Source organism: Micromonospora sp. NPDC049359, from assembly GCF_044466585.1.
GTDB lineage: Bacteria > Actinomycetota > Actinomycetes > Mycobacteriales > Micromonosporaceae > Micromonospora.
In genome coordinates this window covers 1,032,455-1,057,844 of the sequence record NZ_JBITMW010000001.1, presented here as the reverse complement: position 1 = coordinate 1,057,844, position 25,390 = coordinate 1,032,455, and the positions used below count along the sequence as shown (strand labels likewise).

General features: G+C 70.9%; 21 protein-coding genes, 1 tRNA gene and 1 riboswitch. Of the genes, 14 read left to right on the top strand and 8 right to left on the bottom strand.

What is annotated here, in order from left to right; genetic code table 11:
• Positions 1-13 precede the first annotated feature (13 nt).
• The 3 genes from ACIBTX_RS04915 to ACIBTX_RS04905 form a co-directional block, all read right to left on the bottom strand.
• On the bottom strand, positions 14-820 hold the full coding sequence (locus tag ACIBTX_RS04915; RefSeq protein ID WP_355048519.1) for a WecB/TagA/CpsF family glycosyltransferase: 807 nt from the start codon (positions 818-820) through the stop codon (positions 14-16).
• A complete protein-coding gene (locus ACIBTX_RS04910) occupies positions 817-1,932 on the bottom strand; it encodes an NAD-dependent epimerase/dehydratase family protein (protein WP_357129432.1) in 1,116 nt (371 codons plus the stop codon). Before ACIBTX_RS04910 ends, ACIBTX_RS04915 begins: the two co-directional genes overlap by 4 nt.
• A gap of 65 nt (positions 1,933-1,997) precedes the next feature.
• Positions 1,998-2,083: transfer RNA gene (locus tag ACIBTX_RS04905), tRNA-Leu, on the bottom strand.
• A gap of 207 nt (positions 2,084-2,290) precedes the next feature.
• Here ACIBTX_RS04905 and ACIBTX_RS04900 point away from each other — a divergent pair.
• The 8 genes from ACIBTX_RS04900 to ACIBTX_RS04865 all read left to right on the top strand — a co-directional run bounded on the left by ACIBTX_RS04900 (position 2,291) and on the right by ACIBTX_RS04865 (position 12,001).
• Positions 2,291-3,079, top strand: a complete 789-nt coding sequence (locus ACIBTX_RS04900) for a DUF3662 and FHA domain-containing protein (RefSeq protein WP_007454122.1) — start codon at positions 2,291-2,293, stop codon at positions 3,077-3,079.
• A 6-nt stretch (positions 3,080-3,085) separates the two neighbouring features.
• Entirely contained in the window at positions 3,086-3,571 is a 486-nt protein-coding gene (locus tag ACIBTX_RS04895; RefSeq protein ID WP_355048517.1) for an FHA domain-containing protein, read from the top strand.
• On the top strand, positions 3,568-5,028 hold the full coding sequence (locus ACIBTX_RS04890; RefSeq protein WP_357129436.1) for a PP2C family serine/threonine-protein phosphatase: 1,461 nt from the start codon (positions 3,568-3,570) through the stop codon (positions 5,026-5,028). Before ACIBTX_RS04895 ends, ACIBTX_RS04890 begins: the two co-directional genes overlap by 4 nt.
• A gap of 30 nt (positions 5,029-5,058) precedes the next feature.
• On the top strand, positions 5,059-6,549 hold the full coding sequence (locus ACIBTX_RS04885; RefSeq protein WP_355048515.1) for an FtsW/RodA/SpoVE family cell cycle protein: 1,491 nt from the start codon (positions 5,059-5,061) through the stop codon (positions 6,547-6,549).
• Complete coding sequence (locus tag ACIBTX_RS04880; protein WP_357392193.1) at positions 6,546-8,051, top strand: penicillin-binding transpeptidase domain-containing protein; 1,506 nt, start codon at positions 6,546-6,548, stop codon at positions 8,049-8,051. Before ACIBTX_RS04885 ends, ACIBTX_RS04880 begins: the two co-directional genes overlap by 4 nt.
• A gap of 1 nt (position 8,052) precedes the next feature.
• Positions 8,053-9,459 carry a protein kinase gene (locus ACIBTX_RS04875; protein ID WP_357129442.1) on the top strand — a complete coding sequence of 469 codons (1,407 nt, stop codon included), beginning with the start codon at positions 8,053-8,055 and terminating at the stop codon, positions 9,457-9,459.
• Positions 9,456-11,279 carry a Stk1 family PASTA domain-containing Ser/Thr kinase gene (gene pknB, locus ACIBTX_RS04870; protein WP_357392191.1) on the top strand — a complete coding sequence of 608 codons (1,824 nt, stop codon included), beginning with the start codon at positions 9,456-9,458 and terminating at the stop codon, positions 11,277-11,279. The genes ACIBTX_RS04875 and pknB overlap by 4 nt, the downstream gene beginning before the upstream one ends.
• 86 nt (positions 11,280-11,365) lie before the next feature.
• Positions 11,366-12,001 (top strand): ElyC/SanA/YdcF family protein, encoded by a 636-nt coding sequence (locus ACIBTX_RS04865; RefSeq protein ID WP_357129448.1) that lies wholly within the window; start codon positions 11,366-11,368, stop codon positions 11,999-12,001.
• A 10-nt stretch (positions 12,002-12,011) separates the two neighbouring features.
• On the opposite strand, the gene ACIBTX_RS04860 is transcribed toward ACIBTX_RS04865, so the two are convergent.
• From ACIBTX_RS04860 to ACIBTX_RS04845, 4 genes are read right to left on the bottom strand one after another with little or no spacing between them, the layout of a single operon-like run.
• Positions 12,012-12,662 carry an aminodeoxychorismate/anthranilate synthase component II gene (locus ACIBTX_RS04860; RefSeq protein ID WP_396832055.1) on the bottom strand — a complete coding sequence of 217 codons (651 nt, stop codon included), beginning with the start codon at positions 12,660-12,662 and terminating at the stop codon, positions 12,012-12,014.
• 2 nt (positions 12,663-12,664) lie between these two features.
• Positions 12,665-12,949 carry a hypothetical protein gene (locus ACIBTX_RS04855; RefSeq protein WP_357129454.1) on the bottom strand — a complete coding sequence of 95 codons (285 nt, stop codon included), beginning with the start codon at positions 12,947-12,949 and terminating at the stop codon, positions 12,665-12,667.
• Between the two features lie 4 nt (positions 12,950-12,953).
• Entirely contained in the window at positions 12,954-14,555 is a 1,602-nt protein-coding gene (locus ACIBTX_RS04850) for a class E sortase (RefSeq protein ID WP_396832054.1), read from the bottom strand.
• A complete protein-coding gene (locus tag ACIBTX_RS04845) occupies positions 14,552-15,355 on the bottom strand; it encodes a DUF881 domain-containing protein (protein ID WP_396832053.1) in 804 nt (267 codons plus the stop codon). The genes ACIBTX_RS04850 and ACIBTX_RS04845 overlap by 4 nt, the downstream gene beginning before the upstream one ends.
• Before the next feature lie 221 nt (positions 15,356-15,576).
• On the opposite strand from ACIBTX_RS04845, the gene ACIBTX_RS04840 reads away from it, so the two are divergent.
• The 5 genes from ACIBTX_RS04840 to ACIBTX_RS04820 all read left to right on the top strand — a co-directional run bounded on the left by ACIBTX_RS04840 (position 15,577) and on the right by ACIBTX_RS04820 (position 21,947).
• Entirely contained in the window at positions 15,577-15,840 is a 264-nt protein-coding gene (locus ACIBTX_RS04840; RefSeq protein WP_007454145.1) for a cell division protein CrgA, read from the top strand.
• Positions 15,841-16,146: 306 nt separating this feature from the next.
• Positions 16,147-18,345 (top strand): (Fe-S)-binding protein, encoded by a 2,199-nt coding sequence (locus tag ACIBTX_RS04835; RefSeq protein ID WP_396832052.1) that lies wholly within the window; start codon positions 16,147-16,149, stop codon positions 18,343-18,345.
• Positions 18,346-18,449: 104 nt separating this feature from the next.
• Positions 18,450-19,772 carry a hemolysin family protein gene (locus ACIBTX_RS04830; RefSeq protein ID WP_357129464.1) on the top strand — a complete coding sequence of 441 codons (1,323 nt, stop codon included), beginning with the start codon at positions 18,450-18,452 and terminating at the stop codon, positions 19,770-19,772.
• Positions 19,765-20,766, top strand: coding sequence for a hemolysin family protein (locus tag ACIBTX_RS04825; protein WP_357129467.1), 1,002 nt, complete (start codon positions 19,765-19,767; stop codon positions 20,764-20,766). Before ACIBTX_RS04830 ends, ACIBTX_RS04825 begins: the two co-directional genes overlap by 8 nt.
• Before the next feature lie 167 nt (positions 20,767-20,933).
• Complete coding sequence (locus ACIBTX_RS04820) at positions 20,934-21,947, top strand: NlpC/P60 family protein (protein WP_396832051.1); 1,014 nt, start codon at positions 20,934-20,936, stop codon at positions 21,945-21,947.
• Positions 21,948-22,005: 58 nt separating this feature from the next.
• Here ACIBTX_RS04820 and ACIBTX_RS04815 read toward each other — a convergent pair whose 3' ends face one another.
• The gene (locus ACIBTX_RS04815; RefSeq protein ID WP_396832050.1) at positions 22,006-23,961 is read right to left on the bottom strand and encodes an N-acetylmuramoyl-L-alanine amidase; all 1,956 of its coding nucleotides are present in this window, start codon (positions 23,959-23,961) and stop codon (positions 22,006-22,008) included.
• A 235-nt stretch (positions 23,962-24,196) separates the two neighbouring features.
• A riboswitch (cyclic di-AMP (ydaO/yuaA leader) is annotated at positions 24,197-24,332 on the top strand.
• A 12-nt stretch (positions 24,333-24,344) separates the two neighbouring features.
• On the opposite strand from ACIBTX_RS04815, the gene ACIBTX_RS04810 reads away from it, so the two are divergent.
• Positions 24,345-25,385 carry an NlpC/P60 family protein gene (locus ACIBTX_RS04810; protein ID WP_396832049.1) on the top strand — a complete coding sequence of 347 codons (1,041 nt, stop codon included), beginning with the start codon at positions 24,345-24,347 and terminating at the stop codon, positions 25,383-25,385.
• Positions 25,386-25,390: the final 5 nt, after the last annotated feature.

Here is a 25,390-nt window from a genome sequence, read left to right as displayed (position 1 = left end):
GCCTCGTGTCGTCCTAGACCGCGAAGGTGGCCGGCCGCTCGGTCGCCGGGGCCGGCGGGCGGGCCTTCCACAGGCCGGTCTTCTGGCCGGCGAGCCGAGCCAGGTAGGCCGGGTTGAGGATCACGTAGCGACGCCAGAGCCGCTTCGGCTCCAGCCCGAGCCGCCAGAACCACTCCAGGCCGGCGCGCTGCATCCACGGCGGAGGTTGGCGCAGCAGCCCGGCGTGGTAGTCGAACGCGGCGCCGACCGCCATCATCGGCATGTCCAGCAGCGGGCGCATGGCGTACGTGAAGACCTCCTGGCGCGGGCAGCCGAGCCCGACCAGGACGAGCCGGGCGCCGCTGGACCGGATCCGGTCGGCGATCTCGGCGTCCTCGCCCGGCTGGACCGCGCGGAACTTCGACGGCTCCACCCCGGCGATCTTCAGGGCCGGGAACATCCGCTCCAACGCCGGGATCAGCTTCGCCAGCGTCTCCTCGGTCGAGCCGTACAGGTAGACGGGCAGCCCCTCGTCGGCGAACCGGGAGAGCACGTGCAGCGTCAACGTCGGCCCGTAGACCCGGTCGGTGAGGCCGGCGCCGTGCAGCAGGTTGAGCGCCCAGCGCACCGGCTGCCCGTCGGGGGTGACCACGTCGAAGGAGTTCAACCGGGCGTTGTGCGCCGGATCGAGCACCCCGGTCATCACGCCGTGCACGGCCAACGCCGTCAGCGCCAGGGGCCGCCGCTCGTGCGCCGCGGTCACCACCGCGTCGGTCGCCGAGGCGTAGTCGGTGGCGTCCACGAGGACGCCGAGCACGTTGCGCTTGGTCTGCGGAGTCATGGCTGCGGCACCCACTTGTCCACGTTCGCCTCGTAGATCTCCCGGAGGATCATCGGCACGTCGTACGTGATCTTCCAGTCCGGGTACTGCGCCTCGAAGCGGGCCATGCTGCTCACGTACCACTGGTGGTCGCCGGTGCGGTTCTGCTCGACGTAGTTGATCCGCGCCTCACGGCCGGTGATCTCCTGGGCGATCGCGAACGCCTCGATGTGGGAGGTGTTGGAGTGCCGGCCGCCACCGAGGTTGTAGACCTCGGCCGAGCGGGGGGCCCGGAAGAACGCCTCGAACGCGGTCAGCACGTCGTGCGAGTGGATCGCGTCGCGGACCATCTTGCCCTTGTAGCCGAACAGGTTGTACGTCCGGCCCTCCATGACGCAGCGCATCAGGTACGCCAGGAATCCGTGCAGCTCGGCGGCCGAGTGGGCCGGGCCGGTCAGGGTGCCGCCCCGGAAACAGGCGGTCCTCATGTCGAAGTAGCGGCCGTACTCCTGCACCATCACGTCCGCGGCCACCTTCGAGGCGCCGAAGACCGAGTGCAACGAGTGGTCGATCGACATCTCCTCGGTGATGCCCTCGTACCAGCGGTGGTCCTCGGGCAGCTCGTACCGGGTTTCCAGCTCGACCAGCGGCAGGCTGTTGGGCCGGTCGCCGTAGACCTTGTTGGTCGAGCAGTGGATGAACGCCGCCTCGATCGCGTGCTGGCGGGTGTTCTCCAGCATGTTGAGCGTGCCACCGGCGTTCACGTCGAAGTCCGTGTACGGCTCCTTGGCCGCCCAGTCGTGGCTGGGCTGGGCAGCGCTGTGGATCACCACGGCGATGTCCGAGCCGTACTTCTTGAACACCTGCTCCAGGCCGTCCCGGTCCCGGATGTCCACGGGGTAGTGGGTGTAGGAGTTACCGAGGTCGCGGCCGAGCCGCTCCAGGCTCCACGAGGTGGAGCCGTCCTCTCCGAAGAAGTACCGGCGCATGTCGTTGTCGATGCCGACGACGTCCAGACCGAGGCCGGCGAAGTGCCGGACCGCCTCGGAGCCGATCAGACCGCCCGACCCGGTCACCAACGCGACACTCACACGCCACTCCTGGTCCATCGGAGGCAGAAACCATCGGAGCATAGCGTGACGCCCGGCACGCCCCGATATGACGGAAGGGCCCCGCATCAAGCGGAGCCCTCGCCTTTTGGTGGGGATGGGGGGAGTTGAACCCCCACGCCCTTTCGGGCACACGGACCTGAACCGTGCGCGTCTGCCATTCCGCCACATCCCCGTGGCACGACCCGGGACACTATAGCCGCCCCGAACCCGCTGTCTCCAACAGGCCCCGGGAATACTACGCTGTCCCAGACGCTCGCCACGAGCGGTTACCGTTCGTGGCGGACGAAAGATTAGCACGGTGGTCCCGGTCCTTCCGAACGGGTCGGGAGCAGGCGGCCGAGCGGCGTGTGAGCTGCGCGCGCGCCGGCCGGATACCATCATGTCCTCGGGACCCGAGGAGGAGCCGGTGAGCGTGCTGCAACGCTTCGAGAAGCGTCTGGAAGGCCTGGTCGAAGGGGCTTTCGCCAAGGTCTTCAAAGGGGTGGTCCACCCCGTGGAGATCCTCAACGCCATGCAGCGGGAGGCCGAGGCGCACAAGGCGATCCTGGCCGGTGGGCGCACGTTGGTGCCCAACCGCTACGTGATCGATCTCTCGCCGTTCGACCACAGTCGTCTGGCGCCGTACGCCGCCGCGCTGGCCCAGGAGTTGGCCCAGTCGCAGGCGGAGTTCATCGGCGAGCAGGCCTGGACGGTCTACGGCGACGTGATCGTGGAGATCGAGCGGGGCGAGGGCCTGGACACGGGCATGTTCCGCGTCACCGCCGAGGTCTACACCGGCGGCGAGGTCGCCCCGGTGTCGGCGCCCGGCTACGACGCCGGTCCGCCCGCCTACCCCGCGTACGACCAGGGTGGCGGCTACGGCCCGCCGCCTGGGCACGGTGGCGGTCGCAACGTGCGGCTGGTCTCCGGTGACGGACGCACCTACCCCCTCCAGATGGGGTCGACGGTGATCGGTCGCGGCGACCAGGCGAACCTGCGCCTGCCCGACGTCGGTATCTCCCGGCGACACGCCCGACTGGATTTCGACGGCGGCCAGGTTGTGCTGACCGATCTGGGTTCCACCAACGGCACCATGGTCAACGGGCAGCGGGTCTCCGCCGTCGCGCTGAACCCGGGTGACATGGTCCAGCTCGGCACCACGACGCTGACCTTCCGCGTGGACGGCTGAGCCGCCTTGCCGGCACTGGTCATCACCGTTGCCCGGTTCGGGTTCCTGATCCTGCTGTGGATCTTCGTGTTCACGGTGGTCGGCGTGATCCGCCGAGATCTCTTCGCGGGAGCCCGATCCGGTCGCCTGGTGGCGGCACCGCGCGCGGTTGGCGCCTCGACGGGGCAGGCGGCCAAACCGGCGAAGGCGAAGCGGGGTAGGGCGGCCCACCAGCTGGTGGTCACCGCCGGTCAGTTGGCCGGCACCCGCATCACTCTCGGTGAAGCGCAGATCACCATCGGTCGGGCCGAGGACTCCACCCTGGTCATCACCGACGACTACGCCTCCGCGCGGCACGCGAGACTCCTACCGCGCGAGGGTCAGTGGTTCGTCGAGGATCTCGGCTCGACTAACGGCACGTACCTGGATCGCGCTAAGGTCACCGGACCAACCCCCGTACCCCTCGGCGTGCCGATCCGGATCGGCCGCACTTCCCTCGAATTACGGCCATGACTCTGACCCTGCGCTATGCGGCCCACAGCGACCGCGGTCTGATCCGTGACGGCAATCAAGACTCCGTCTACGCCGGGCCGCGGCTACTCGCCGTTGCCGACGGCATGGGCGGCATGGCCGCCGGTGACGTCGCCAGCAACATCGTCATCGGTGCCATGGCGCCGCTCGACGAGGATGTCCCCGGGGACGCCCTCGTCGACGCGCTGCGTTCGGCCGTGGGCACCGCCAACCAACAGCTCCGCGACACGGTGGACGCCAACCCGCAGCTGGAGGGGATGGGCACCACACTGACGGCGACCCTCTTCTCCGGCAGCAAGCTGGGGATGGTCCACATCGGTGACTCGCGGGCCTATCTGCTGCGCAACGGTGAGTTCGCGCAGATCACCAAGGACGACACGTACGTCCAGATGCTCGTCGACGAGGGCCGGATCAGCGCCGAGGAGGCCAGCAGCCACCCACAGCGGTCGCTGCTGACCCGCGCGCTGGACGGCCGGGACATCGACCCGGAGTACTCGGTGCGCCAGGTGCTCCCCGGTGACCGCTACCTGATCTGCAGCGACGGCCTCTCCGGGGTGGTGAGCGCCGAGACCATCGGCGAGACCCTGCGCGAGTACACCGACCCGCAGCAGTGCGTCGAGCGGCTGGTGCAGCTCGCGCTTCGCGGCGGCGGCCCGGACAACATCACGGTGATCATCGCCGATGCCACCGACCACGACATCGTCGAGGCGACCCCGATCGTCGGCGGTGCCGCCGCCCGGGACCGGGGCATGGCCACCTCCGCCGACGACTCGACCCCGGCCGCCCGGGCCTCGGCGCTCTCCGCGCCGCGCCCCGCCGCGCCCGAGGAGCCCGCCGCCGCGGACGACGAGCCGGAACCGCGCAAGCGCCGGCCGGTACGCGCCACCGCCATGGCCGTGGCCCTTCTGGTGATCCTCGGCGGCGGACTCTTCGCCGGCTGGACGTACACCCAGCGCCAGTACTACGTGGGCGCCACCGACGAGGGCCAGGTCGCCGTCTTCCGCGGCATCCAGGGGCAGATCGCCGGGATGGACCTGTCCACCGTGCACCGCACCAGCGGCACCCGGTTGGACGACCTCACCGTCGCCGCCCAGGACACGGTCAAGGTGGGCATCCGCGCCAAGAGCGAGCCGGACGCCGAGCGGCAGCTCGCGGAGCTGACCAGCGACACGCCGACCAACCCGAACCTGAAGCCGCTCTGTCTGCCCGATACGGGCGCGGTGACCGGCTCGCCGACGCCCACTCCATCCCCGACCCCGCCCGCGACGTCCCCGACGCCGGCCACCAGCCCCAGCGCGTCGGTGAACGGGGTCCTCAGCGCGAGCCCGACCACGGCGGCCACCGCCGGCGGGACCGATCCGACCACCGCACCCGACGCCACGCCCTCCGACTCGGCACCGCCGGCGCTCGACCCGGCCGGCTGCCGGTCTCCTGAGTGAGCGTCGACTGAGATCCCAAGGACTCCACCCGTGACCGTAGCGGCCACACCGGCATCCTCGCCCGCCACCACGGGCGGGGAGTCCGGCGTACGCCTGGCCCGGTCCCGGCGCAACGCCGAGCTGTCCCTGTTGCTGCTGGCCATGGTGCTGGTGGCCGCGTACATGGCGACCGTCGAGGCGAACCTCCTGGACACGGTCACTCCGGACTTCTGGATGCCCGCCGCCGCGCTCGGGGCGGTCTTCCTCGGCCTGCACCTGGTCATCCGGTTCCTCGCCCCGTTCGCCGATCCGGCTCTGCTGCCGGCGGTGGCCCTGCTCAACGGTCTCGGCGTGGGCTTCCTGCGCCGGATCGACCTGGGTGAGGCCGCGCCGGTGGACCGGGAGGACCTGGCCACGTTCGCCGGCATCGGCGGCCGGCAGCTCGCCTGGACGCTCGCCTCGGTGATCCTCGCCGCGGGCCTGCTCGCGATCATGCGCGACCACCGTTCGGTGTCCCGGTACGCGTACACCCTGGGACTCGCCGGCATCGTGCTGGTGATGCTCCCGGCGGTGCTGCCGCGCAGCATGTCCGAGATCAACGGCGCCAAGCTGTGGATCCGCCTCGGCGGGTTCTCGATCCAGCCGGGTGAGTTCGCCAAGCTGGCGCTGCTGGTCTTCTTCGCGTACTACCTGGTGCGCAAACGCGAGGTGCTCTCGCTGGCGAGCCGGCGGTTCCTCGGTATCGACTTCCCGCGCGGTCGGGACCTCGGTCCGGTGGTCGTGGTCTGGTTGATCAGCCTCCTGGTGCTGGTCTTCGAGAAGGACCTCGGCACCTCCTTGCTGTACTTCGGCATGTTCGTGGTGACCCTCTACATCGCCACCGAACGGGTCAGTTGGCTGCTGATCGGTCTACTCCTCTTCTTCGGCGGGGCCTACCTCGCGTACGTCCTTGGTTCGACGGTCGGCGGGCCGTTCGCCAACTTCTACGTGCGCGCCGAGATCTGGCTGGACCCGTTCGCCGACCCGACCGACAAGGGCTATCAGCTCGTCCAGGGCCTGCTCGCCCTCGGCACGGGCGGGCTCTTCGGCGCGGGACCGGGCGGCGGTCAGCCGGACATCCTGCCCGAGGTGCAGAACGACTTCATCTTCGCCGGCATCGGTGAGGAGATCGGCCTCTTCGGTCTCTCCGCGCTGCTGGTGGTCTACCTGCTGATCGTGGAGCGGGGTCTGCGCGCCGCGCTGGCGGTCCGTGACTCGTTCGGCAAGCTGCTCGCCGGCGGTCTCGCCTTCACCCTGGGCCTCCAGGTCTTCGTGATCGTCGGCGGCATCAGCAAACTGATCCCGCTGACCGGCCAGACCACGCCGTTCCTGTCCGCCGGTGGCTCGTCGTTGATGGCGAACTGGCTGCTCATCGCGGTCCTGCTGCGGGTCTCCGACGGGGCCCGGCGGCCGGTTACCGGTGGCGCCGGCAAGGCGGCCCGACCGGCGGGTGGTCCGCCCGAGCAGTTGCACGGTGCTCCCACGGAGGTGATCAAGCCGTGAACGCACCCCTGCGTCGTGTCGGTGTCGTCGTCATGGTCCTGTTCGGTCTGCTCTTCGCGAACCTGAACTGGATCCAGGCGTACAAGGCCGACGAGTACCGCACCAGTGACTACAACGGTCGGGTCCAGGTCGCCGACTACAAGCGCAAGCGCGGCAACATCGAGGCCGGCGGCACCGCGTTGGCCACCAGCAAGGAGACCACCGGCAAGCTGAAGTTCCAGCGCACCTACCCGGGCGGCGCCAAGTACGCCCATGTGCTCGGCTACAAGCCGGTCAACCTGGCCGACACCGGCATCGAGCAGTTGGAGAACGACTTCCTGGCCGGCACCAGCGACCAGTTGATCGGCGACCGGTTCAAGGACATGTTCACCGGCGACGAGACCGCCGGCGGCAACGTGCTGCTGACGCTCTCGAAGCGGGCGCAGGACGTGGCGTACGACCAGATGCGCAACAACCAGGTGGAGGCGAAGAGGGGCGCGGCGATCGCCATCGACCCGCGCACCGGCGCGGTGCAGGCCCTGGTGTCGATGCCCAGCTTCGACCCGAACCCGCTCGTCAGCCACGACACGACCGCGGCGGCTGCGGAGATCAACAAGCTGGAGCAGAACCCGGACGGTCCGCTGAAGAACCGCGCCCTCTCCGAGACGCTGCCCCCGGGCTCCACCTTCAAGATCGTGGTTGCCGCGGCGGCGTTGGAGAACGGCGTCACCAAGTCGACCCCGATCCCGGCCGGGTCCAGCTACACACCGCCCACCTCGGGCAGCCCGATCCGTAACGCCGCAGCGTCGATCTGCCCCGAGCCGCAGGTCACCCTCCAGGAGGCGGTCACCGAATCCTGCAACACGGGCTTCGCGCAGCTCGGCGTGCGGCTCGGCGCGGACAAGGTCAAGGAGAAGGCCCGTCAGTTCGGCTTCGAGCAGGAGGACCTCACCGTCGGCCAGCTCGGCGAGGGCGGCCTGCGGACGGCGGCCAGCCGGACCGGCGACATGCAGAACCCGGACGGCAGCACCGACCCGGCCGCGCTGGCCCAGTCCTCGATCGGTCAGAACAACGTCCGGATGACCCCGTTGCAGGGCGCGATGATCGCCGGGGCGGTCGCCAACGGCGGCAGCCAGATGCGGCCGTACCTGGTCCGGCAGCTCCTCGCCCCGGACCGGACCACCAGCTACTACACCGCGAAGGCACGGGAGCTGCGCCAGCCCGTCGAGCCGCAGGTCGCCTCCGACCTGCGCGACATGATGGTCAGCGTGGTGCAGAAGGGCACCGGCCAGAAGGCGGCGATCAGCGGTTACACGGTTGGCGGCAAGACCGGTACGGCGCAGTCGGCGCCGGACCGCCCCGACCACGGCTGGTTCATCGGCTTCGCCCTGGACAAGAACGGCAACCCGGTCTCGGCCGTGTGTGTCGTACTGGAGCAGGCCGGCAGCGGTGGCAGCGCAGAGGCGGCCCGGATCGGTGGCCAGATCATGCGGGCCGCCATCGCCGACCCGGGGGGCCGCTGACATGCTCAGCCCCGGCGTCCAGCTCGGCAACCGCTACCGCCTCGACGAGCGGATCGCAAGCGGCGGCATGGGCGACGTCTGGCGCGGCACCGACCAGGTGCTCGGCCGGACGGTCGCGGTGAAGAGCTTGCTCCCGGCGTTGCTCGACGACCCGGACTTCGCCGAGCGGTTCCGGGGCGAGGCCCGGACGATGGCCACGATCAACCACCCCGGAGTCGTCGACGTCTACGACTTCGGCAACGATCAGCAGATCGCGTTCCTGGTCATGGAGTACGTCGAGGGCGACGCCCTGTCCTCCACGCTCAGCCGGGTCGGCCGGCTCACCCCGGCCCGCACCATGGCGCTCGTCGCGCAGGCCGCGGACGCCCTGCACGCCGCGCACGAGAAGGGCATCGTGCACCGCGACGTGAAGCCGGGCAACCTGCTGGTCCGGCCGAACGGCACGCTCGTGCTGACCGACTTCGGCATCGCCCGCTCGGACATCGTCGGCCAGCTCACCGCCGCCGGCTCGGTGCTCGGCACCGCCTCGTACATCTCGCCGGAGCAGGCCACCGGGCAGGTGGCCACCCCGGCGTCCGACGTGTACGCGCTCGGCGTGGTCGCCTACCAGTGCCTCGCCGGCCGGCGACCGTTCGAGGGGGACAACCCGCTCGACATCGCCATGCGGCACGTCCGGGAGACGCCCCGCCCACTGCCCAACGACATCCCGCCGCAGGTCCGGGCGGTCGTCGAGCGGGCGTTGGCCAAGGACCCGGCCGCCCGCTGGCCGAGTGCCGCCGCCCTCGCCTCGGTCGCCCGGCAGCTCAAGGCCGCGCTGTCCCAGCAGGCCCGGTCCGGTGGTCACTCCGCGCCGATCTCCGGGGCGCCGTCCTCGCCCGCCGCCCCCGGGCGGGCGCAGGTGCCGCAGGCGCAGCAGTTCCGCCCGCCGGGCGCGCCACACCGGCAGCCGTCCGTCGGGCAGCGACCGACCGCGGTCACGCCGGCCCAACAACCCCGTCCGACCGCGGTCGCGCCGGCCGTACCGCACGCCCGGCCGCCGGTCGCCCAGGCCGGCTATCCGCGCGGCGCCGCGGCGGTGCCGCCGGCACAGACCCGGCAGGAACACCCTCCGGCGTACGCCCGGCCGGCCGGTGCGGCGTCCGAGCCCAGCCGGTCCCGACCCGGGATGGTGCTCGTCGCCATCCTGCTGGCCTTACTGGTCCTGCTCTGCTCCGGCGTGATTTCCTACAAACTGCGGAAGGCGTCGCAGACGGGTACGTCCGGGGCGACGACTTCACAAACCGTGACGTCCGGCGCGCTGCGGCTCGACGGACGCGACGATGCGACCCGGACGTCGTACCGTCGTGAGGTACGACTCCGGCCGGGTGACGGCGGGACGACGACGAGCGAAGGACGACAGACGCGATGACAGCGCAGGCCCGCCTGCTCGGTGGCAGGTACCAGGTCGGCGAGCTGCTCGGCTACGGCGGCATGGCCGAGGTGCATCGCGGTCGCGACCTCCGGCTCGGTCGGGACGTCGCGATCAAGATGCTCCGTACCGACCTCGCCCGGGACGCGACGTTCCAGATGCGCTTCCGCCGGGAGGCGCAGAACGCGGCGTCGCTCAACCACCCGGCGATCGTGGCGGTCTACGACACCGGCGAGGAGACCGCCCCGACCGGCGAGACGTTGCCCTTCATCGTCATGGAGTTCGTCAACGGACGGACGTTGAAGGAGGTCCTCGGCGTCGAGGGCCGGTTGCAGCCCCGCCGTGCGCTGGAGATCTGCGCCGACATGTGCGCGGCCTTGGAGTTCAGCCACCGGCACGGGATCATCCACCGGGACATCAAGCCGGGCAACGTCATGCTCACCCAGACCGGCCAGGTCAAGGTGATGGACTTCGGTATCGCCCGGGCACTGGCCAGCGGCGCGACCACCATGACGCAGACCAGCGCGGTCATCGGCACGGCTCAGTACCTGTCGCCGGAGCAGGCGCGCGGTGAGGCCGTGGACGCCCGCTCCGACGTGTACGCGGCCGGCTGCGTCCTCTTCGAGCTGGTCTGTGGTCACCCGCCGTTCGTGGGTGACAGCCCGGTCAGCGTCGCGTACCAGCACGTCCGGGAGACTCCGCCGACCCCGAGCGACATCAACCCGGACGTCACTCCGGCGGTCGACGCGATCGTGCTCAAGGCGCTGTCGAAGAACCCGCTGAACCGCTACCAGAGTGCCGGTGAGATGCGCGCCGACCTGCTGCGTGCCGCCGCCGGGCGACCGGTGCTGGCCACTCCGGTGCTGCGCGAGGCGGAGACGGTGGCGATGGCCCCGGCCGGCGGCGGTGCCGCCGGCTACCCGCCGGCCGCCACCGGGCAGCAGACCCGGCAGATCCCGGCCCGGGTCGGCGACCCGCGTCAGCGTAAGGCGTCCTCCTGGCTGATCGCCCTGTTCAGCGCGGTCGGCGTGCTGGCGGTGATCGCCCTGGTCGCCGCGCTGCTGTGGAGTCAGCAGCAGGACAAGGACCTGAAGGCGGTGCCGACGCTCGCCGGCAAGACACGCGACGTGGCGGTCACCGAGATCCGCAACGCGGGCTTCAACCCGGTGGTCGGCGATCCCGTCCTGGCCAACGACTGCACGAAGGGCACCGTCGCCAAGCAGGACCCGGCGGCGGGCGCCCGGCTGAAGCAGGCGAGCACGGTGACCGTCCAGATCTGCGACGGCAAACCCGACGTCACGATTCCCCCGGGCCTGGTCAACTCGCAGTTCGAGAACGTGAAGCCCCAGCTCGAAAGGTTGGGCTTGGTCGTGGAGGAGAAGGCCGTCGACAATCCCGCGCAGAAGGGCATTGTCGTCAAGGTCAATCCGCCATCTGGGTCCACCGTCGCCCAGGACACCAAGGTGACCGTCGAGGTCTCACGCGGCAATGTGAGCAAGGTGCCGAACGTCGTCAACTCCACGAAGGACGACGCCGCCGCCGAGCTCCGCGCGGCGGGTTACGTGGTCAGCTTCCGCGAAGGCGACGAGGTGCCGGCCGCCGAGGCCGGCCGGGTTCAGAAGCAGAACCCGAAGGGCGGCACCGAGCTGGCCCAGGGCAAGACGGTGACCATCGAGGTCGGCATCCCGGAGCCGGTCGAGGAGACGCCCACGCCCCCGGGGTCGCCGACGCCGACGCCGAGCGGCACGCCGACGCCGCCCGGCGGCGGTGGCGGCACGGGCCAGCCGATCTTCCCGCCGTTCCGGATGGACGGGGAATAGCCGTCCGCATCCGGGTGCCGGGCCTGTGGACACCCGTCGACGACCGCCCACCGGCGGCGGGTCGCTGGCGACGGCGGCTGCGACGCGTGGCGGTCCTGGGCGTGGTCGTGCTGGCGCTGAGCAGCGTCCCGTGGCTCTGGACGACGATCGGCGCGCACGGGCACACCCACGACGAGGCGGGGGCGCCCGCCGCCGACGTCGTGATCGTCCTCGGCACGGCGGCGGCAGCGGACGGACGGCAACCGGGTGACCGGCTCGCCGGCCGTCTGGAGACCGCCGCCGAGCTGGTGCGTACCGGTCGGGCGCGGGCGGTGTTGGTGTCCGGGGACGGGGGCGGCACCTCCGGCGATGAGCCGACGGTGATGACCGCGTACCTGACCGAGCGGCTCGGCGTCGACCCGGCACGGGTGGTGGCGGACCCGTTCGGCCTGGACACGTACGACAGCTGCGTCCGCGCCCGGGACGTGTACGGCGTCGAGCGCGCGCTGATCGTGACGCAGTCCTACCATCTGTCCCGGGCGGTGACGCTCTGCCGGCACCTCGGACTCGACGTCGACGGGGTGGCCGCCCGCTGCGACGGGTGCGGTTCCGTGATGCTCGCCGGTAAGGCGGTCCGGGACTACCTGGCCAGCGGCAAGGCGGCCTGGGACGCGTTCCGGGAGCGGCCACCCGCCGTCCGGTCACCCGCGAGCCCGGCCGTGCGGGACGCCCTCCGGAGCTGACCGGGCGTTTTCAGGTGGTGGCGAAGGCGGCGAGCCGCCGGGCGTCCACCTCGGCGGCCAGCGCCGGCGCGCGCTCCAGCGCCTCGGTGTGACCGCAGCTCGCCAGCCAGTTGGCGAGCATCAGGTGGCCGCCCTCGGTGAGCACCGACTCCGGGTGGAACTGCACACCCTCGACGGGCAGCGTCCGGTGCCGCATCGCCATCACCACTCCGGACCCGGTCCAGCCGGTGACCTCCAGCTCGTCCGGCAGCGTCTCGGGCAGGACGGCCAGCGAGTGGTAGCGGGTGGCGGTGAACGGGTCGGGCAGGCCGGCGAGTACGCCGACGGAGTGGTGGCGTACCTCGGAGGTCTTGCCGTGCAGCAGTTCGGGGGCCCGGGTGACGGTCGCTCCGAAGGCCTCTCCGATGGCCTGGTGACCGAGGCAGACGCCGAAGATCGGCAGCTTGCCCGCGTACTCCCGGATGACGTCCAGGCAGATGCCGGCGCGGTCCGGACTGCCCGGACCGGGTGAGAGCAGGACGCCCGCCGCGCCCAGCCGGCCGACGTCGGCGACGTCGATCTCGTCGTTGCGGCGCACGTCGCAGTCCACGCCCAGCTGGCCCAGGTACTGCACGAGGTTGAAGACGAACGAGTCGTAGTTGTCGATCACCAGGACGCGCATCGTCACCTGCTCGAAGGGGTCGGCTCGGGGTTGTTCCGTTCCGTGTCGTACGGCAGGTCGTGCTCGTCGTCGGTCGGCGTGTCGCCGGTCACCGCATCGCCGTCGCTCGGCTCGCCGGGAACGCCGGAGTCCTGGGTGACCTGGACGTCGTCGAAGGGCAGCAGGGGCTCGGCCCACGGGAAGGCCACATACCAGAGCAGGGCAACCGTGGCGGTCGCGAGCAGCACCGAACCGACGAGCTTGCCGGCCAGTCCGAACGGGAGCTTGCGCCAGATGAACGCGTACACCGGGTCAGCCTCCCAGCTCGGTCGGGCGACCCGCCGACTTGGGCTGGGTCCGGTCCAACTCCGCGTGGATGATCAGGCGCTGGTAGTTGTCCCACTTGGGGTTGCAGGTGGTCAGGGTGAGCATCCGCTTGGTCGGCTTCTTGTTCGGCTCGCCGGGCACGGGCGCCACCACCTCGACCTGCGTCGGCTTGACGATGCGGGTCTGTGCCACCCGGTAGACGTACCAGTCGGTCTTGCTCTCGACCACGATCGCGTCGCCGTCGTGCAACTCGTCCAGCCGCCAGAAGGTGGCCCGGTTCCGGTGGCCGGCGACGGAGAAGTTGCCGACCTGGCCGGGCAGCGCGCTGGTCGGGTAGTGGCCCGGCGCGTAGCGGATGTCGTCCTGGGTGACGCCCTCGACCACCACCCAGTTCTTGTCGAGCTTGGGGATGTAGAGGCCGGCGATCGGCTTGCCCCGCACCGGCGGGGACGGCTTGGCGCTCGGGGCCTTCGACGGGACGACCGTCGGGTCGTCGGTCGGGCCCCACTCTCGTGCGAGTTGGCTGCTGAGGTCGTTCTGGTGGGCGTCCACGACGGCGGACTTGCCCCACACCTCGTAGCCGGCGAAGAGGAGCACCACCAGGCCGAAGGTGATCAGGACTTCGCCGGTGGCCCGGATGCCGGTCCGGAGCCGGGAGGCGATGGACGGACGGGTCAGCTCCGAGTAGACGCTCTTGTAGCCCTCGCCGGTCTGGTGCGGCCGGAGTTGGACGACCCGCTCCCCCCGACGCGGCCGCGGCGGCTCGGCGGCGCTGTCGCCCTCGCCGGCCGACCCCTCCGGAGCCGGCGTACGGGGAACCGCACCCATCAGCGCCGTCGTGTCGATGGACGGGGGCCGGGGTGTCGGCCTGGCGGTCACGGTGGGGATGAGCGCGGTGGCGTTCGGGTCGGCGGTGCCGCCGGGGGCGGCTGGGGAAACCGGGGCGCCCGAGGCGCTTGCCGTCCGCGTGGACCCGGGGGTGACCTTCGGGATGAACGCGGTCGGCGCATTGCCGCCTGCTGAAGGGACACCGGGGGGCGGGGAGGCGCTCGGTGGCGTGGGCGTGCTCGGGGGTGTGGAGACACCCGGGGCGTTACCGGGCGGGGTCGGCGCGTGTGTGGGGTCGGTGCCCTGGGCTGTCGGCCGGACCGGCCCCGGTGGGGCCGGTGCGCTCGGTTGGCTGGGAGTGGCGGCGAGGGGAGGCCCGGACTCGGCGCGCGGTGCCGCGTTACCCGGCCAGCGCGGCGGCGCGGTCGGCGTCGGGCGGTCGGGGCTGCCCTGCCGGTCAGGCCGTCCGGCGCTCGGTGCCTCGAAGGCGGCGGGTGGGCCCGTCGGCCGTGACCGGCTGGGGAGCACGGGATCGGGCCAGTTGCCGGTCGGCGTCCGCCCCGGAGTCGGGTCGGGCCGGGACGGCGACGACTCGGGTTGACCTCCGGTGGACTCGGCCTGGCCCGGGGAGGATTCCACCGGGCCCGCAGGCGGCTCGGCGCGACCCGGCTCGGGCCGGTTGACCTTCGGCAGGAAGGCCGTCGGCTCGTCGGCCTGGTCCCGGTGTCGGCCGTCGCGGCGCTCGTCGGGGCCGCTCACTTGGGCACCGTCGCCGAGCGCAGGGCGGTCGAGTCCTCGAAGGCCGGGACGGTCACCGTGGAGACGGACTCCTTGTAGCCGAGTTGGTAGTCGTCGACTGCGTCCTTGAACAACCGGACTCCCTCAGAGCTGGCGAGGGCCTGCTGGAGGGCAGCGGGATCGCCGATTGCTACGATCTTGAACGGTGGGGAGTACACCCGGCCATGAAGCAGCAGGGTGTTACCGACGCAGCGTACCGCGCTGGTAGCGAGCACGCGGACGTTCATGATTGACATGGCCTCCGCACCACCCGCCCAGAGCGCGTTGACCACCGCCTGCACGTCGCCCTGGTGCACGACCAGGTCGTCGTTGGTGGCGTCGGAGTGGGCCTCGTCGTTGTGCTGGGGCGCGTCGTTCAGCTCGACCGTGACGGCCGTGCCCGTGAAGGGAGTGAACCCGGCTGCCGCGAGGCTGCGTTGGGCTCGGTTCTGCTGGGCCTTGATCGGGGCGTCCGAGTCGGCCAGCGTGTTGGTGCGTTGCTCGACCTCGCCGCGCAGGGTGGCGGCGCGGCGCTCGCTCGCCGTGACCTGCTGCTGCCGCTCCTCGATGAGCTGGTTGAGCTGGGGCCGCCGGTCCTCCCGGAGGGCGGTGCCGCCGGCGGTGGTCGCGGTGGTGGTGAAGAGCAGTCCCGCCGCGGCGGCGATCAGGGGCACCCCGATCGACCAGCCCGGTCGCCGTTGGCGTGGCCGCCGGGGCAGCAGCCCGGCGGCGGCCCGTCGGAGGACCTTCTGCCAGGAGGCGGCGCCGGATGTGTACTCCACCGAGCGTTCCTTCCGAGTGTCGGGGATCGGTTCGTGACGACTGGGCCGCGATACGAACAGTCCCGCCCTTTTCGGTCACTCCATGTACCTGCCTGACCCCATTCGTGGTCCAGGCGGCCGTTCGGGACTACGCTAGCTGTCGAACATTATTGGCCATGAACCGTCGCCTCCGCGTCCGGTTGTCAGGCCGGACGAGGTTGTCACCCCCTCTGGAGAGCGCCGTGCCCAAGTCTCAGGTCCGCAAGAAGAAGGTGTACACCCCGCCGACGGACGTCCGTCCGACGACGACGGCGGCGTCGCGCAAGCCTAGCCCGGTGTGGCTGCCGATCACCGCGGTCGCTCTGATCGTCGCGGGCATCGGCTGGCTTGTCGTCTACTACCTCTCCGAGCAGGAGTACCCGGTCGCCTCGTGGCAGTACTGGAACCTGGCGGTCGGCTTCGGCGCGATGGTCGCGTCGCTGGTGCTGCTCTCCCGCTGGCGCTGAGCCCGGTCGGGCCGCCGCCGCACCGCGCGATCCACCACCGGACCGCAGGATCTCCGTCACCCGCCATCCCCCTGCCCGGCAGGACCGGGCCGGGCACCCTATGGTGTCCGCAGGCGGCGTGGCCTACTGCGAGATGACTCACGTTACTGCTGGGTAACCTTGCGCGTAGGCTGCACTGCATGACCGAGCGGAGCGAGGTCATCGACCGGTCCGGTCGCAGGTGCGGCGGCGCGACGCTGTCCTACGCCTGTCCCGGCCCCGGTTGCTGAACCGCTCGACGAGCAGCAGACCGGGGAGGCCAACTCGATGGGCAGCGTCCAGATCGTCACCACGATCCTCGCGGCTGGCATCACCGCCGTGGCGGTGTGGCTGGCGGTGCGCGCGGTCATGAAGATGACGGCCGTGATCCGGCTGGGGCAACCCGCTCCGGAGCGGTTCGCCGACAAGGGCGCCCGCACCAGGAAGATGCTGGTGGAGACCGCCGGCCACACCCGGATGCTCAAGTGGGGTGTGGTGGGCGCCGCCCACTGGTTCGTGATGGTCGGCTTCATCGTGCTGTCGCTGCTGGTGCTCGAGGCGTACTTCGAGGTCGTCACGCCGACCGGTGGCCTGCCGATCGTCGGGCACTGGACCGTCTTCGGGCTGGCTACCGAGATCATCACCGTGCTGGGGTTGGTCGGCATCCTGGTGCTGATGGCGATCCGGCTGCGAAACCGGCCGAACCGGCCCGGCGGTCGCTCCCGCTTCACCGGCTCGACCATGTGGCAGGGCTACTTCGTCGAGTGGGTCGTGCTGCTGGTCCTGATCTTCGGCCTGGTGATCCGGGGCTTCAAGGTCGCCACCGACCACTTCGAGTACCCGGTCTGGGCGACCCCGGTCAGCCACGCGGTCGGCGCGATCCTCCCGGACTGGTCGGACGGGGCGAGCGTCGCCGCGCTCATCAAGATCGTCATCTCGATGACCTGGCTGATCGTCATTTCGCTGAATGTCACCATGGGCGTCGCCTGGCACCGCTTCCTGGCGTTCCCCAACATCTTCTTCAAGCGCGACCCGGAGAAGCCGGCCGGCTCCGGGCTGGGTCCGCTGCGTCCGATGACCAGTCAGGGCAAGCCGCTCGACTTCGAGGAGGCCGACCCGGAGAAGGACCAGTTCGGCGTCGCCCAGGTCGAGCAGTTCACCTGGAAGGGCCTGCTGGACTTCAGCACCTGCACGGAGTGCGGCCGCTGTCAGTCGCAGTGCCCCGCCTGGAACACCGGCAAGCCGCTGTCGCCGAAGCTGCTCGTGCTCAGCCTGCGCGACCACGCGTACGCGAAGGCGCCCTACCTGCTGGCCGGCGGCGGCAAGGACCTCACCGGCGAGGAGAAGGCCACCCAGGCGCAGCTCGCGCACCTGGACGTGCTGTCGCTCGCCGAGGGTGACAAGCCGCTGATCGGCACGGCCGAGGAGGGTGGGGTCATCGACCCGGACGTCCTCTGGTCCTGCACCACCTGTGGCGCCTGCGTCGAGCAGTGCCCGGTGGACATCGAGCACGTGGACCACATCGTCGACATGCGGCGCTACCAGGTGCTCATCGAGTCGAGCTTCCCCTCCGAGGCCGGCGTGATGCTGCGCAACCTGGAGAACAAGGGCAATCCGTGGGGTGCGCCGCAGAACACCCGCGAGGACTGGACCAAGGGCCTCGACTTCGAGGTGCCCCGGGTCGGCGAGGTGGACGACTTCGAGTACCTCTTCTGGGTCGGCTGCGCCGGCGCGTTCGAGGACCGGGCCAAGAAGACCACCCGCGCGGTCGCCACCCTGCTCAACGAGGCCGGCGTGAGCTTCGCGATCCTCGGCGAGGGCGAGACGTGCTCCGGCGACCCGGCCCGCCGGATCGGCAACGAGTTCGTCTTCCAGATGCTCGCCCAGCAGAACGTCGAGACGCTGAACGAGGCGTTCGAGGGCCGCGAGAAGACCAAGCGCAAGATCGTCGCTACCTGCCCGCACTGCTTCAACACGCTCGGCAACGAGTACGGCCAGCTCGGCGGCGAGTTCGAGGTGGTCCACCACACCCAACTGCTGGCTCACCTGGTCTCCACCGGCAAGCTGACCCCCGTACAGCCCGTCGACGGCGGTGTCACCTACCACGACCCCTGCTACCTGGGCCGGCACAACCGGGTCTTCGCCGCCCCGCGTGAGGTGCTGGGCGACTCGATCCAGGGCGAGCTGACCGAGATGCCGCGCAACAGCGAGCGCTCCTTCTGCTGCGGCGCCGGCGGCGCCCGGATGTGGATGGAAGAGAAGATCGGCAAGCGGATCAACGTGGACCGGGTCGAGGAGGCCATGGCCACCGGGGCGAAGACGGTAGCCGTTGGTTGCCCGTTCTGCTCGACCATGCTCAACGACGGCGTCAACGGCAAGGGTGCCGGCGAGCAGGTCGAGGTCATCGACGTGGCGAGCGTCCTGCTGCGCTCGGTCAAGCCCGAGCAGCCGCGCGGCGACAAGGAGTCGACGCCGGTCGCCGGCTGAGGCGTACCCCTCGGTTCCGAACATCGGTGGCGGCGGCCCGCAGGGGCCGTCGCCGCCGTGCAAGAATCTCGCCGAGGTGAGGGGACATCGACGGCCTGCTCTTGATGACGCTGCTGCCGCTGGTCGGGTTCGTTGCGCTGACCGCCGGCAACGCGTTCTTCGTCGCGGCCGAGTTCGCCCTGGTCACGGTCGACCGCGCGGAGATCGACCGGCGGGCCGCCGCCGGCGACGAGGCCGCCCGGACGGTACGCACCGCGCTGCGCGAGCTGTCCTTCCAGCTCTCCGGGGCGCAGCTCGGGATCACCATCACCGCCCTGCTCACCGGCTACCTGGCCGAACCGGCGCTGGCCCGGATCTTCACCCCGCTGCTGCGTCCCGTGGCCGGGGAGAGCACCGAGCGCTTCACCCCGTTCCTGGCGCTGGCCCTGGCGACGCTCCTGTCCATGCTCTTCGGTGAGCTGGTGCCCAAGAACGCGGCGCTGGCCCGGCCGATGCCCGCCGCGCTGGCCACCGCCGGGCCGATGCACACCTTCTCCCGGACGTTCGGCTGGTTGATCCGGGGCTTGAACGGTTCGGCGAACCGGCTGGTCCGTGCGCTCGGCGTGGAGCCGCAGGAGGAGTTGGCCAGCGCCCGCTCGCCGGAGGAACTCGGGCTGCTGGCCGCCATCTCGGCCCGCGCGGGCGCGCTGCCGCCGGACACGGCGATGCTGCTGCGGCGCACCATCCGGTTCGGCGACAAGCGGGCGGCCGAGGCGATGACCCCGCGGGTCGACGTGGTCGCGCTACGGGCCACCGCGACGGTGGCCGAGCTGCTGGAGGAGTCCCGGCGGACGGGACGGACCCGCTTCCCCGTGTACGAGGAGACCCTCGACCTCGTCACCGGCGTGGCGGGCGTGCCGGACGCGCTGGGCGTGCCGCTGGCCGCGCGGGCGTCGACGGTGGTGGCAGCGGTGGCCCGTGAGCCGGTGTACGTGCCGGAGAGCCTGGACCTGGACGGCGTGCTGGCGGCGTTGAAGGCGGCCGGGGCCGACCTGGCGATCGTCGTCGACGAGTACGGCGGCACCGATGGCGTGGTGACGATCGAGGACCTGGTCGAGGAGTTGGTGGGCGAGATCGCCGACGAGTTCGACCCGGCCAGCGTGGACGATGTCGAGCCGTTCGAGCTGACCGTTCCGGGCGGCGAGCGCACGGTGCTGGTCGACGGGGTGCTGCGCTCCGACGAGTTGGTCGAGCAGACAGGCTTCCGGCTGCCCGAGGGGCCGTACGAGACGCTGGCCGGGTTCCTGCTGGCACGGCTCGGGCACATTCCGCTGCCCGGCGAGACGGTCGACGCCGACGGCTGGGAGTTCACCGTGGTGGAGGTGGAGCGGCACCGGATCGAGCAGGTCCGGGTGCTGCGACCGGCGGAGCCGGACGCCGATGACTGAGCTGCTGGTGGCCGTGCTGCTCCTGCTCGGCAACGGCTTCTTCGTGGGTAGCGAGTTCGCGCTGATCGCGTCCCGGCGGACGGTGATCGAGCCGTTGGCAGCCGGTTCGAAGCGGGCCCGCTGGGCGTTGTCGGCGATGAACCAGATCCCGCTGATGATCGCCGGCGCGCAGCTCGGCATCACGGTCTGTTCGCTGGGCCTCGGCGCGATCGCCGAGCCGGCGTTGGCCCATCTGCTCGAGTCGCCGTTCCACGCCGTCGGTCTGCCCGAGCGCGCGGTGCATCCGGTGGCGTTCGTGCTCGCGCTCGGTGTCGTCGTCTTCCTGCACACGGTGGTCGGCGAGATGGTGCCCAAGAACATCACGCTGGCCGGTCCGGAGGTCTCCGCGCTCTGGCTGGGCCCGGCCATGCTGGCGTTCTGCGTGGCCACCAAGCCGCTGCTGCTGGCGATGAAGTGGGCGGCCCGCCGGGTGCTGGCCCTCTGGCGGATCGAGGCGACGGAGGCCGTGAAGACGGTGTTCACGGCCGAGGAGTTGGCGGGCCTGGTGTCGCAGGCGCGTACGGAGGGGCTGCTCGACGCCGAGGAGCACGCCCGCATCACCGGCGCTCTGGCCCTGCACACCCGTACCGCGGCGGACGCCCTGCAACCGTGGTCGACGGTGACGACGGTCGCCGAGGACGTCTCACCGGCGTCGCTGGAGGTGCTGGCGACCCGTACCGGCCGGTCCCGGTTTCCGGTGGTGCAGCGGTCCACCCGGCGGGTGTTGGGCTTCGTGCACGTCAAGGACGTGCTCGGGTACGCCGGGCAGGGCCGCCGCGCCCCCGTGCCGGAGGCGGTTTACCGGCCGTTGGCGGTGGTCCCGCCGGACCGTACGCTCGCCGATCTGCTGCTGGCCATGCGCAGGGAACGGCGGCACATGGTGCTGGTCAGTGACGGGCGCCGACCTCTCGGTGTGGTGACGCTCGATGATGTATTGACCGCAATCGTTGGTTAATTGACCAACACCCTTGGTGTGCAAGTGGTTGCGCGACAGTGACGGTGACTCGGCTCGCCTTGAATTCGGTCCGGCGCTTCCCTAATGTGGTGCACCGACCGCTGTGGGTCGTCTGCCTCGGCCCTTCCCTCACGCGAGGCGCCCGGCGGTCGGTTGCAAAGGAGTCGGTGCCGGTGGCAACCATGCCCCCTCATCGTCACGCACCAGGGTCGCCCGTTCGACCGCGTGGTCTGCGCCGGGTCGCACGTCGCCTGATCGTGCTGGTCGCCGCCGCCGCGGTCGGTGCCGGCATGATCGCCGTGCCGGCGCAGGCCGAGCCGACGGTCGACGAGATCGAGGCGCAGATCGACAAGAAGTGGGAGGAGTTGGAGCCCACGATCGAGAAGTACAACAAGGTGCGGGCGCAACTCGCCGTCAACCGCAAGAAGTCGTCTGAGCTTCAGAAGAAGATCGAGCCGCTGGCCCTGCAGAGCGAGCTGGCACTCAACCGGGTCGGCGACCTCGCTTCCCGTTACTACATGTCGGGCCCCTCGCAGGAGATCGGCGCGCTGCTGGTCAGCGCCAAGCCGGACACGCTCACCGAGCAGCTCACCCTCCTCGACCGGCTCGCCTCCCAGGAGCGCAAGCAGGTTGAGGGTGTGCTCGCCGTCCGGGCCAAGTACGACGGCGAGAAGCAGAAGCTGGACGCGCTGATCGCCACCCAGACCAAGCAGCAGAGCGAGCTGGCGGCCAAGAAGAAGCAGATCGACGCCGAGATCAAGAAGCTCGAAGCGTCGATGCCCAAGACCACGGTCAAGACCGCCGGCTGCCCGACCATCAACGGCGTGGTCTCTGTGGCGGCGCGGAAGGCGATCAAGACCGCCTGCCAGCAGGTCGGCGATCCGTACGTCTGGGGCGCCACCGGCCCGAACTCGTTCGACTGCTCGGGCCTGACCCAGTACGCCTACAAGTCGGCCGGGATCTACCTCACCCACCACACGGGTGATCAGTGGAACGAGGGCAAGGCCGTCTCGCGCGCCGACGCCCGTGCCGGTGACCTGGTCTTCTTCTACTCGGGCCTGAGTCATGTCGGGCTGTATCTGGGCAACAACCAGATGGTGCACGCGCCACGCGCCGGTAAACCGGTGCAGGTGTCCAGCATCAACACCATGCCGGTCGCCGGGTTCCGCCGACCTGGCTGATCCCCAGCACGCACGACGACGGCCCCCGGTCACCTCGACCGGGGGCCGTCGTGGTTCCTCAGCGGGGTGCGCCCACCGGGGACGGCAGCAACTGCACGTCGGCGAGGTCGACGTACATGACGCGGTGGCCGAACTGGATCTGGGCGTACCGGTTCTGGCCCCGGATCACCGTCCAGTCGCCGGGCGAGGAGCCGTCGAACGTGCTGGCCCGGTAGTACTCGCCGGGCAGCACCGCGCCGACGGCGTACCGCTGGCCGGCGGCGAGGGTGTACTGCAACGGTGAGATCGCCTGGTACGGCACGCCGGCCGGGTAGGCCGCCTGCTCCGGGTACGCCCGCCCGTAGACGGGGATCGTGGCCCGGCCGGGCTTCGGGGTGACCACCATGCCGACCGTCCAGGTGGCCGTTGGCGCGGACGCGGGGTTGTGGAACCACGCCCGCTGCCCGAGGTACCAGATGGCCGTCCAGTCGCCCTGTCGACCGGCCAGCGCGTACGTCTGGCCGGCGGACGCGCGGGCACCGTGGTCCGACACGTCCATCGTGTTCGGGGTGCCGTCGGGGCGCAGCGCGATGTCGTTGACCAGTGGCGCGTCCGGAGCCGGCGCGGTGCGTAGCACCACCGACGAGGAACCGCGGGGCGCGCACGGTGCCCCCGGGGTGACGCATCCGGTGAACGCCGGCTGGTTTGTCGCGTAGTCGGGGTCGATCCGGACCAGCCCGGTGGCCGGGGTGCCGGTGTCCAGCCGAGGGGCGTGCAGCAGGTCGAAGTAGTGCGTCCAGTCCCAGTACGGCCCCGGGTCCCAGTGCATCCCGCGGACCGTCGCCGCCGTGGTGCCGGGCACGTTGTCGTGGCCGATGATGTGCTGGCGGTCCAGCGGGATGCCCAGCCGCAGCGCGAGGTGCCGCACCAGCTTCGCCGACGTGCGGTACATCGCCTCCGTGTACCAGGTGCCCTGCGCGGCGAAGCCCTCGTGTTCCAGCCCGATCGACTTGGCGTTGACGTACCAGTTGCCGGCGTGCCAGGCGACGTCCTTGGTGCGGACGTGCTGGGCGATGTGCCCGTCCACCGAGCGCAGCGAGTAGTGCCAGCTCACGTAGGTCGGGTCCTGGACGAGTTGCAGGGTGGTCGCCCAACTCGCCTCGGTGTCGTGGATGACGATGTACTCGATCTTCTGCCGGGCGGGCCGGTCGGACAGGTCGTGGTTGCCGTAGTCGCCGTCGCCGAACGCCGCGTAGGGTGCCGGGATCCACTCACAGGACACGGTGCTCGGGCACTCCAACCCGTCCGGGCGGGCGAGTCGCCGCAGCCCCAGTCGGTCCAGCCAGGACCGCTCGGGTCGTACCGCTTGGGCCGGCAGCGTGACCCGCTGGCCGTCGTCGGTCACCCGCGTCTCGCCGGCGCCGATCGTGGTGAAGACCTCGTCGGCGAAGGCCGCCGCGGCATCGGCGCTGTCCGCGCCGGCATATCGGGCCACCGCGCCGTACCAGGTGCCCGGGTCGGTGCCGACTCCGACCGGGGCGCCGACCTCCCGTTGGTACGCGGCCAGCAGCGCCGCCCCACCCCGGAGGTTCGTCGTCGGGTCGGTGCGCAGCGCCTCGGCGGTGGCGCCGGTGAGCGCGGCGGCGGCGTCCACGGTCTGCAGCGCGGCGCTGGGCGGCGCGTTGCCGGTGGCGGGCGCCGGTGCGAGAGGACGACGGGACTCGTCGCCGCGCGGATCCTCTCCCGGGGCGTCGTGGTGACCGCCCCGGGGCAGGGCGGCCACGTGCCGGGCGTCGGTCAGGTGCATCGGGCCGTAGCCGCCGCTGGTGCTCGGCGTGCCGGCATTGCTGTCCCAGCGGGACTCCAGGTAGGAGACGCCGAGTAGTACGTCGATGGGTACGCCGTACTCGGTCGCCGCGGCGGCGTACTGCTGCTGGCGGTCGGCGGCGGGGGCCGCGGTGGCCGGGCCGGCGGGCAGCGGTACGGCCGCCGTGGCGGTGACGAGCGCGACGGCGAGCAGGGTCGGACGTTTCATCGAACCCCCTACATGTGAACTGGTGTCGGTGCCGTCACCTTCGTCCTGCTCGGGAGCCCACGTCAATACCTTTCTATGTTTCGAAACGTACGGAAGGAAATCTTCACGTCCGCTCGATGGCCCGCCGCAATCGGTACGGAGTGTCACGGCCGCACGGGTTGCGGATCGGTAACGGCCGTCTCTACTCTGGTCATTCGTCGGCCCGGTAGCAGGTCTGCCCACCCCGGGCGGTAACGGACCGACACCGCCGAGTCGCTCGCGAGCGAGCCGGGGACCCAGGTTCCTCGGGGTGAATCCGCAGTTCCTGCGGTAGGGCGCCCACTTCCCGCCCGAACCCGTCAGCTAACCCGGTAGGCGGTCAGGAAGAAGGAGTACGGAACCCGGTGGCCCTCCAAGCCCCGCGGCCGTCGTCCGGACGGTCGGCCCCGGCCGACCCGACGTCGATCGTGCCGCGTCCACGCTGGTCCCGCTTCACCACCGCCCTCGCCGCCCTGGTCGGCGTCGCCGTCGTCCTGACCGGTAGCGCCACGGTGGCCCACGCCGACCCGTCCGTCGCCGAGATCGAACGGCAGATCGACGACGACTGGAACAAGCTCGAACCGATCATCGAGCGGCACAACGCCACCCGAGCCGACCTGGCCCTCAAGCGCAAGCAGGCCGACACGCTCGCCGCCCGCATCGCGCCGCTGGAGCGCCAGGTCGACGCCGCGATGGACAAGGTCAGCGCGCTGGCCGTCCGCGCGTACATGGGTGAGAACCTGTCGACCGTCAACACGATGCTCGGCAGCCGGTCGCCCAGTGAGATGGTCGGTCAGCTCGAAATGCTCGACCGCTTCGCCCACAACCAGCAGGAGGACGTCCGCCAGGTCGCCGACCTGCGCAACGAGCTGGCCCGGCAGAAGGCGCCGCTGGACGAGATGGTGGTCCAGCTGACCCGCACCGAGGCCCAGTTGGCGGCGAAGAAGAAGCAGATCAACGAGGAGATCGACCGGCTACAGAAGCTGCGCCTCAAGGTGTACGGCAACGGCGGCGGCGGTTCGCTGCGTCCCGCGCCCTGCCCGGCCAGCTACCCGGGTGGCGGTGCCGGCATCGCGGTCAAGTTCGCCTGCGCCCAGATCGGCAAGCCGTACGTGTGGGGCGCCGAGGGTCCGAACTCGTACGACTGCTCCGGGCTGATGCTGGCCGCCTGGGCGAAGGCTGGTGTGTCGCTGCCGCACAACGCCGCCGCGCAGAGCAGGGTGACCAAGAACGTCAGCAAGGGCGAGCTGCGCCCCGGTGACCTGGTCTTCTACTACAGCGACATCCACCACGTCGGCATGTACGTCGGCGACGGCTGGGTGGTGCACGCCTCCCAGGCCGGTGTGCCCGTCAAGATGAAGAAGGTCGACGACGGGCCCATCCACAGCTACGGCCGCCCCGGCTGAGGTGT

Bases quoted from the DNA above. Each gene is read 5' to 3' on its own strand.
- ACIBTX_RS04915 (WP_355048519.1), bottom strand. From the start codon at position 820: ATGACTCCGCAGACCAAGCGCAACGTGCTCGGCGTCCTCGTGGACGCC.
- ACIBTX_RS04910 (WP_357129432.1), bottom strand. From the start codon at position 1,932: ATGCTCCGATGGTTTCTGCCTCCGATGGACCAGGAGTGGCGTGTGAGT.
- ACIBTX_RS04900 (WP_007454122.1), top strand. From the start codon at position 2,291: ATGTCCTCGGGACCCGAGGAGGAGCCGGTGAGCGTGCTGCAACGCTTC.
- ACIBTX_RS04890 (WP_357129436.1), top strand. From the start codon at position 3,568: ATGACTCTGACCCTGCGCTATGCGGCCCACAGCGACCGCGGTCTGATC.
- ACIBTX_RS04875 (WP_357129442.1), top strand. From the start codon at position 8,053: ATGCTCAGCCCCGGCGTCCAGCTCGGCAACCGCTACCGCCTCGACGAG.
- pknB (WP_357392191.1), top strand. From the start codon at position 9,456: ATGACAGCGCAGGCCCGCCTGCTCGGTGGCAGGTACCAGGTCGGCGAG.
- ACIBTX_RS04860 (WP_396832055.1), bottom strand. From the start codon at position 12,662: ATGCGCGTCCTGGTGATCGACAACTACGACTCGTTCGTCTTCAACCTC.
- ACIBTX_RS04835 (WP_396832052.1), top strand. From the start codon at position 16,147: ATGGGCAGCGTCCAGATCGTCACCACGATCCTCGCGGCTGGCATCACC.
- ACIBTX_RS04830 (WP_357129464.1), top strand. From the start codon at position 18,450: ATGACGCTGCTGCCGCTGGTCGGGTTCGTTGCGCTGACCGCCGGCAAC.
- ACIBTX_RS04825 (WP_357129467.1), top strand. From the start codon at position 19,765: ATGACTGAGCTGCTGGTGGCCGTGCTGCTCCTGCTCGGCAACGGCTTC.
- ACIBTX_RS04815 (WP_396832050.1), bottom strand. From the start codon at position 23,961: ATGAAACGTCCGACCCTGCTCGCCGTCGCGCTCGTCACCGCCACGGCG.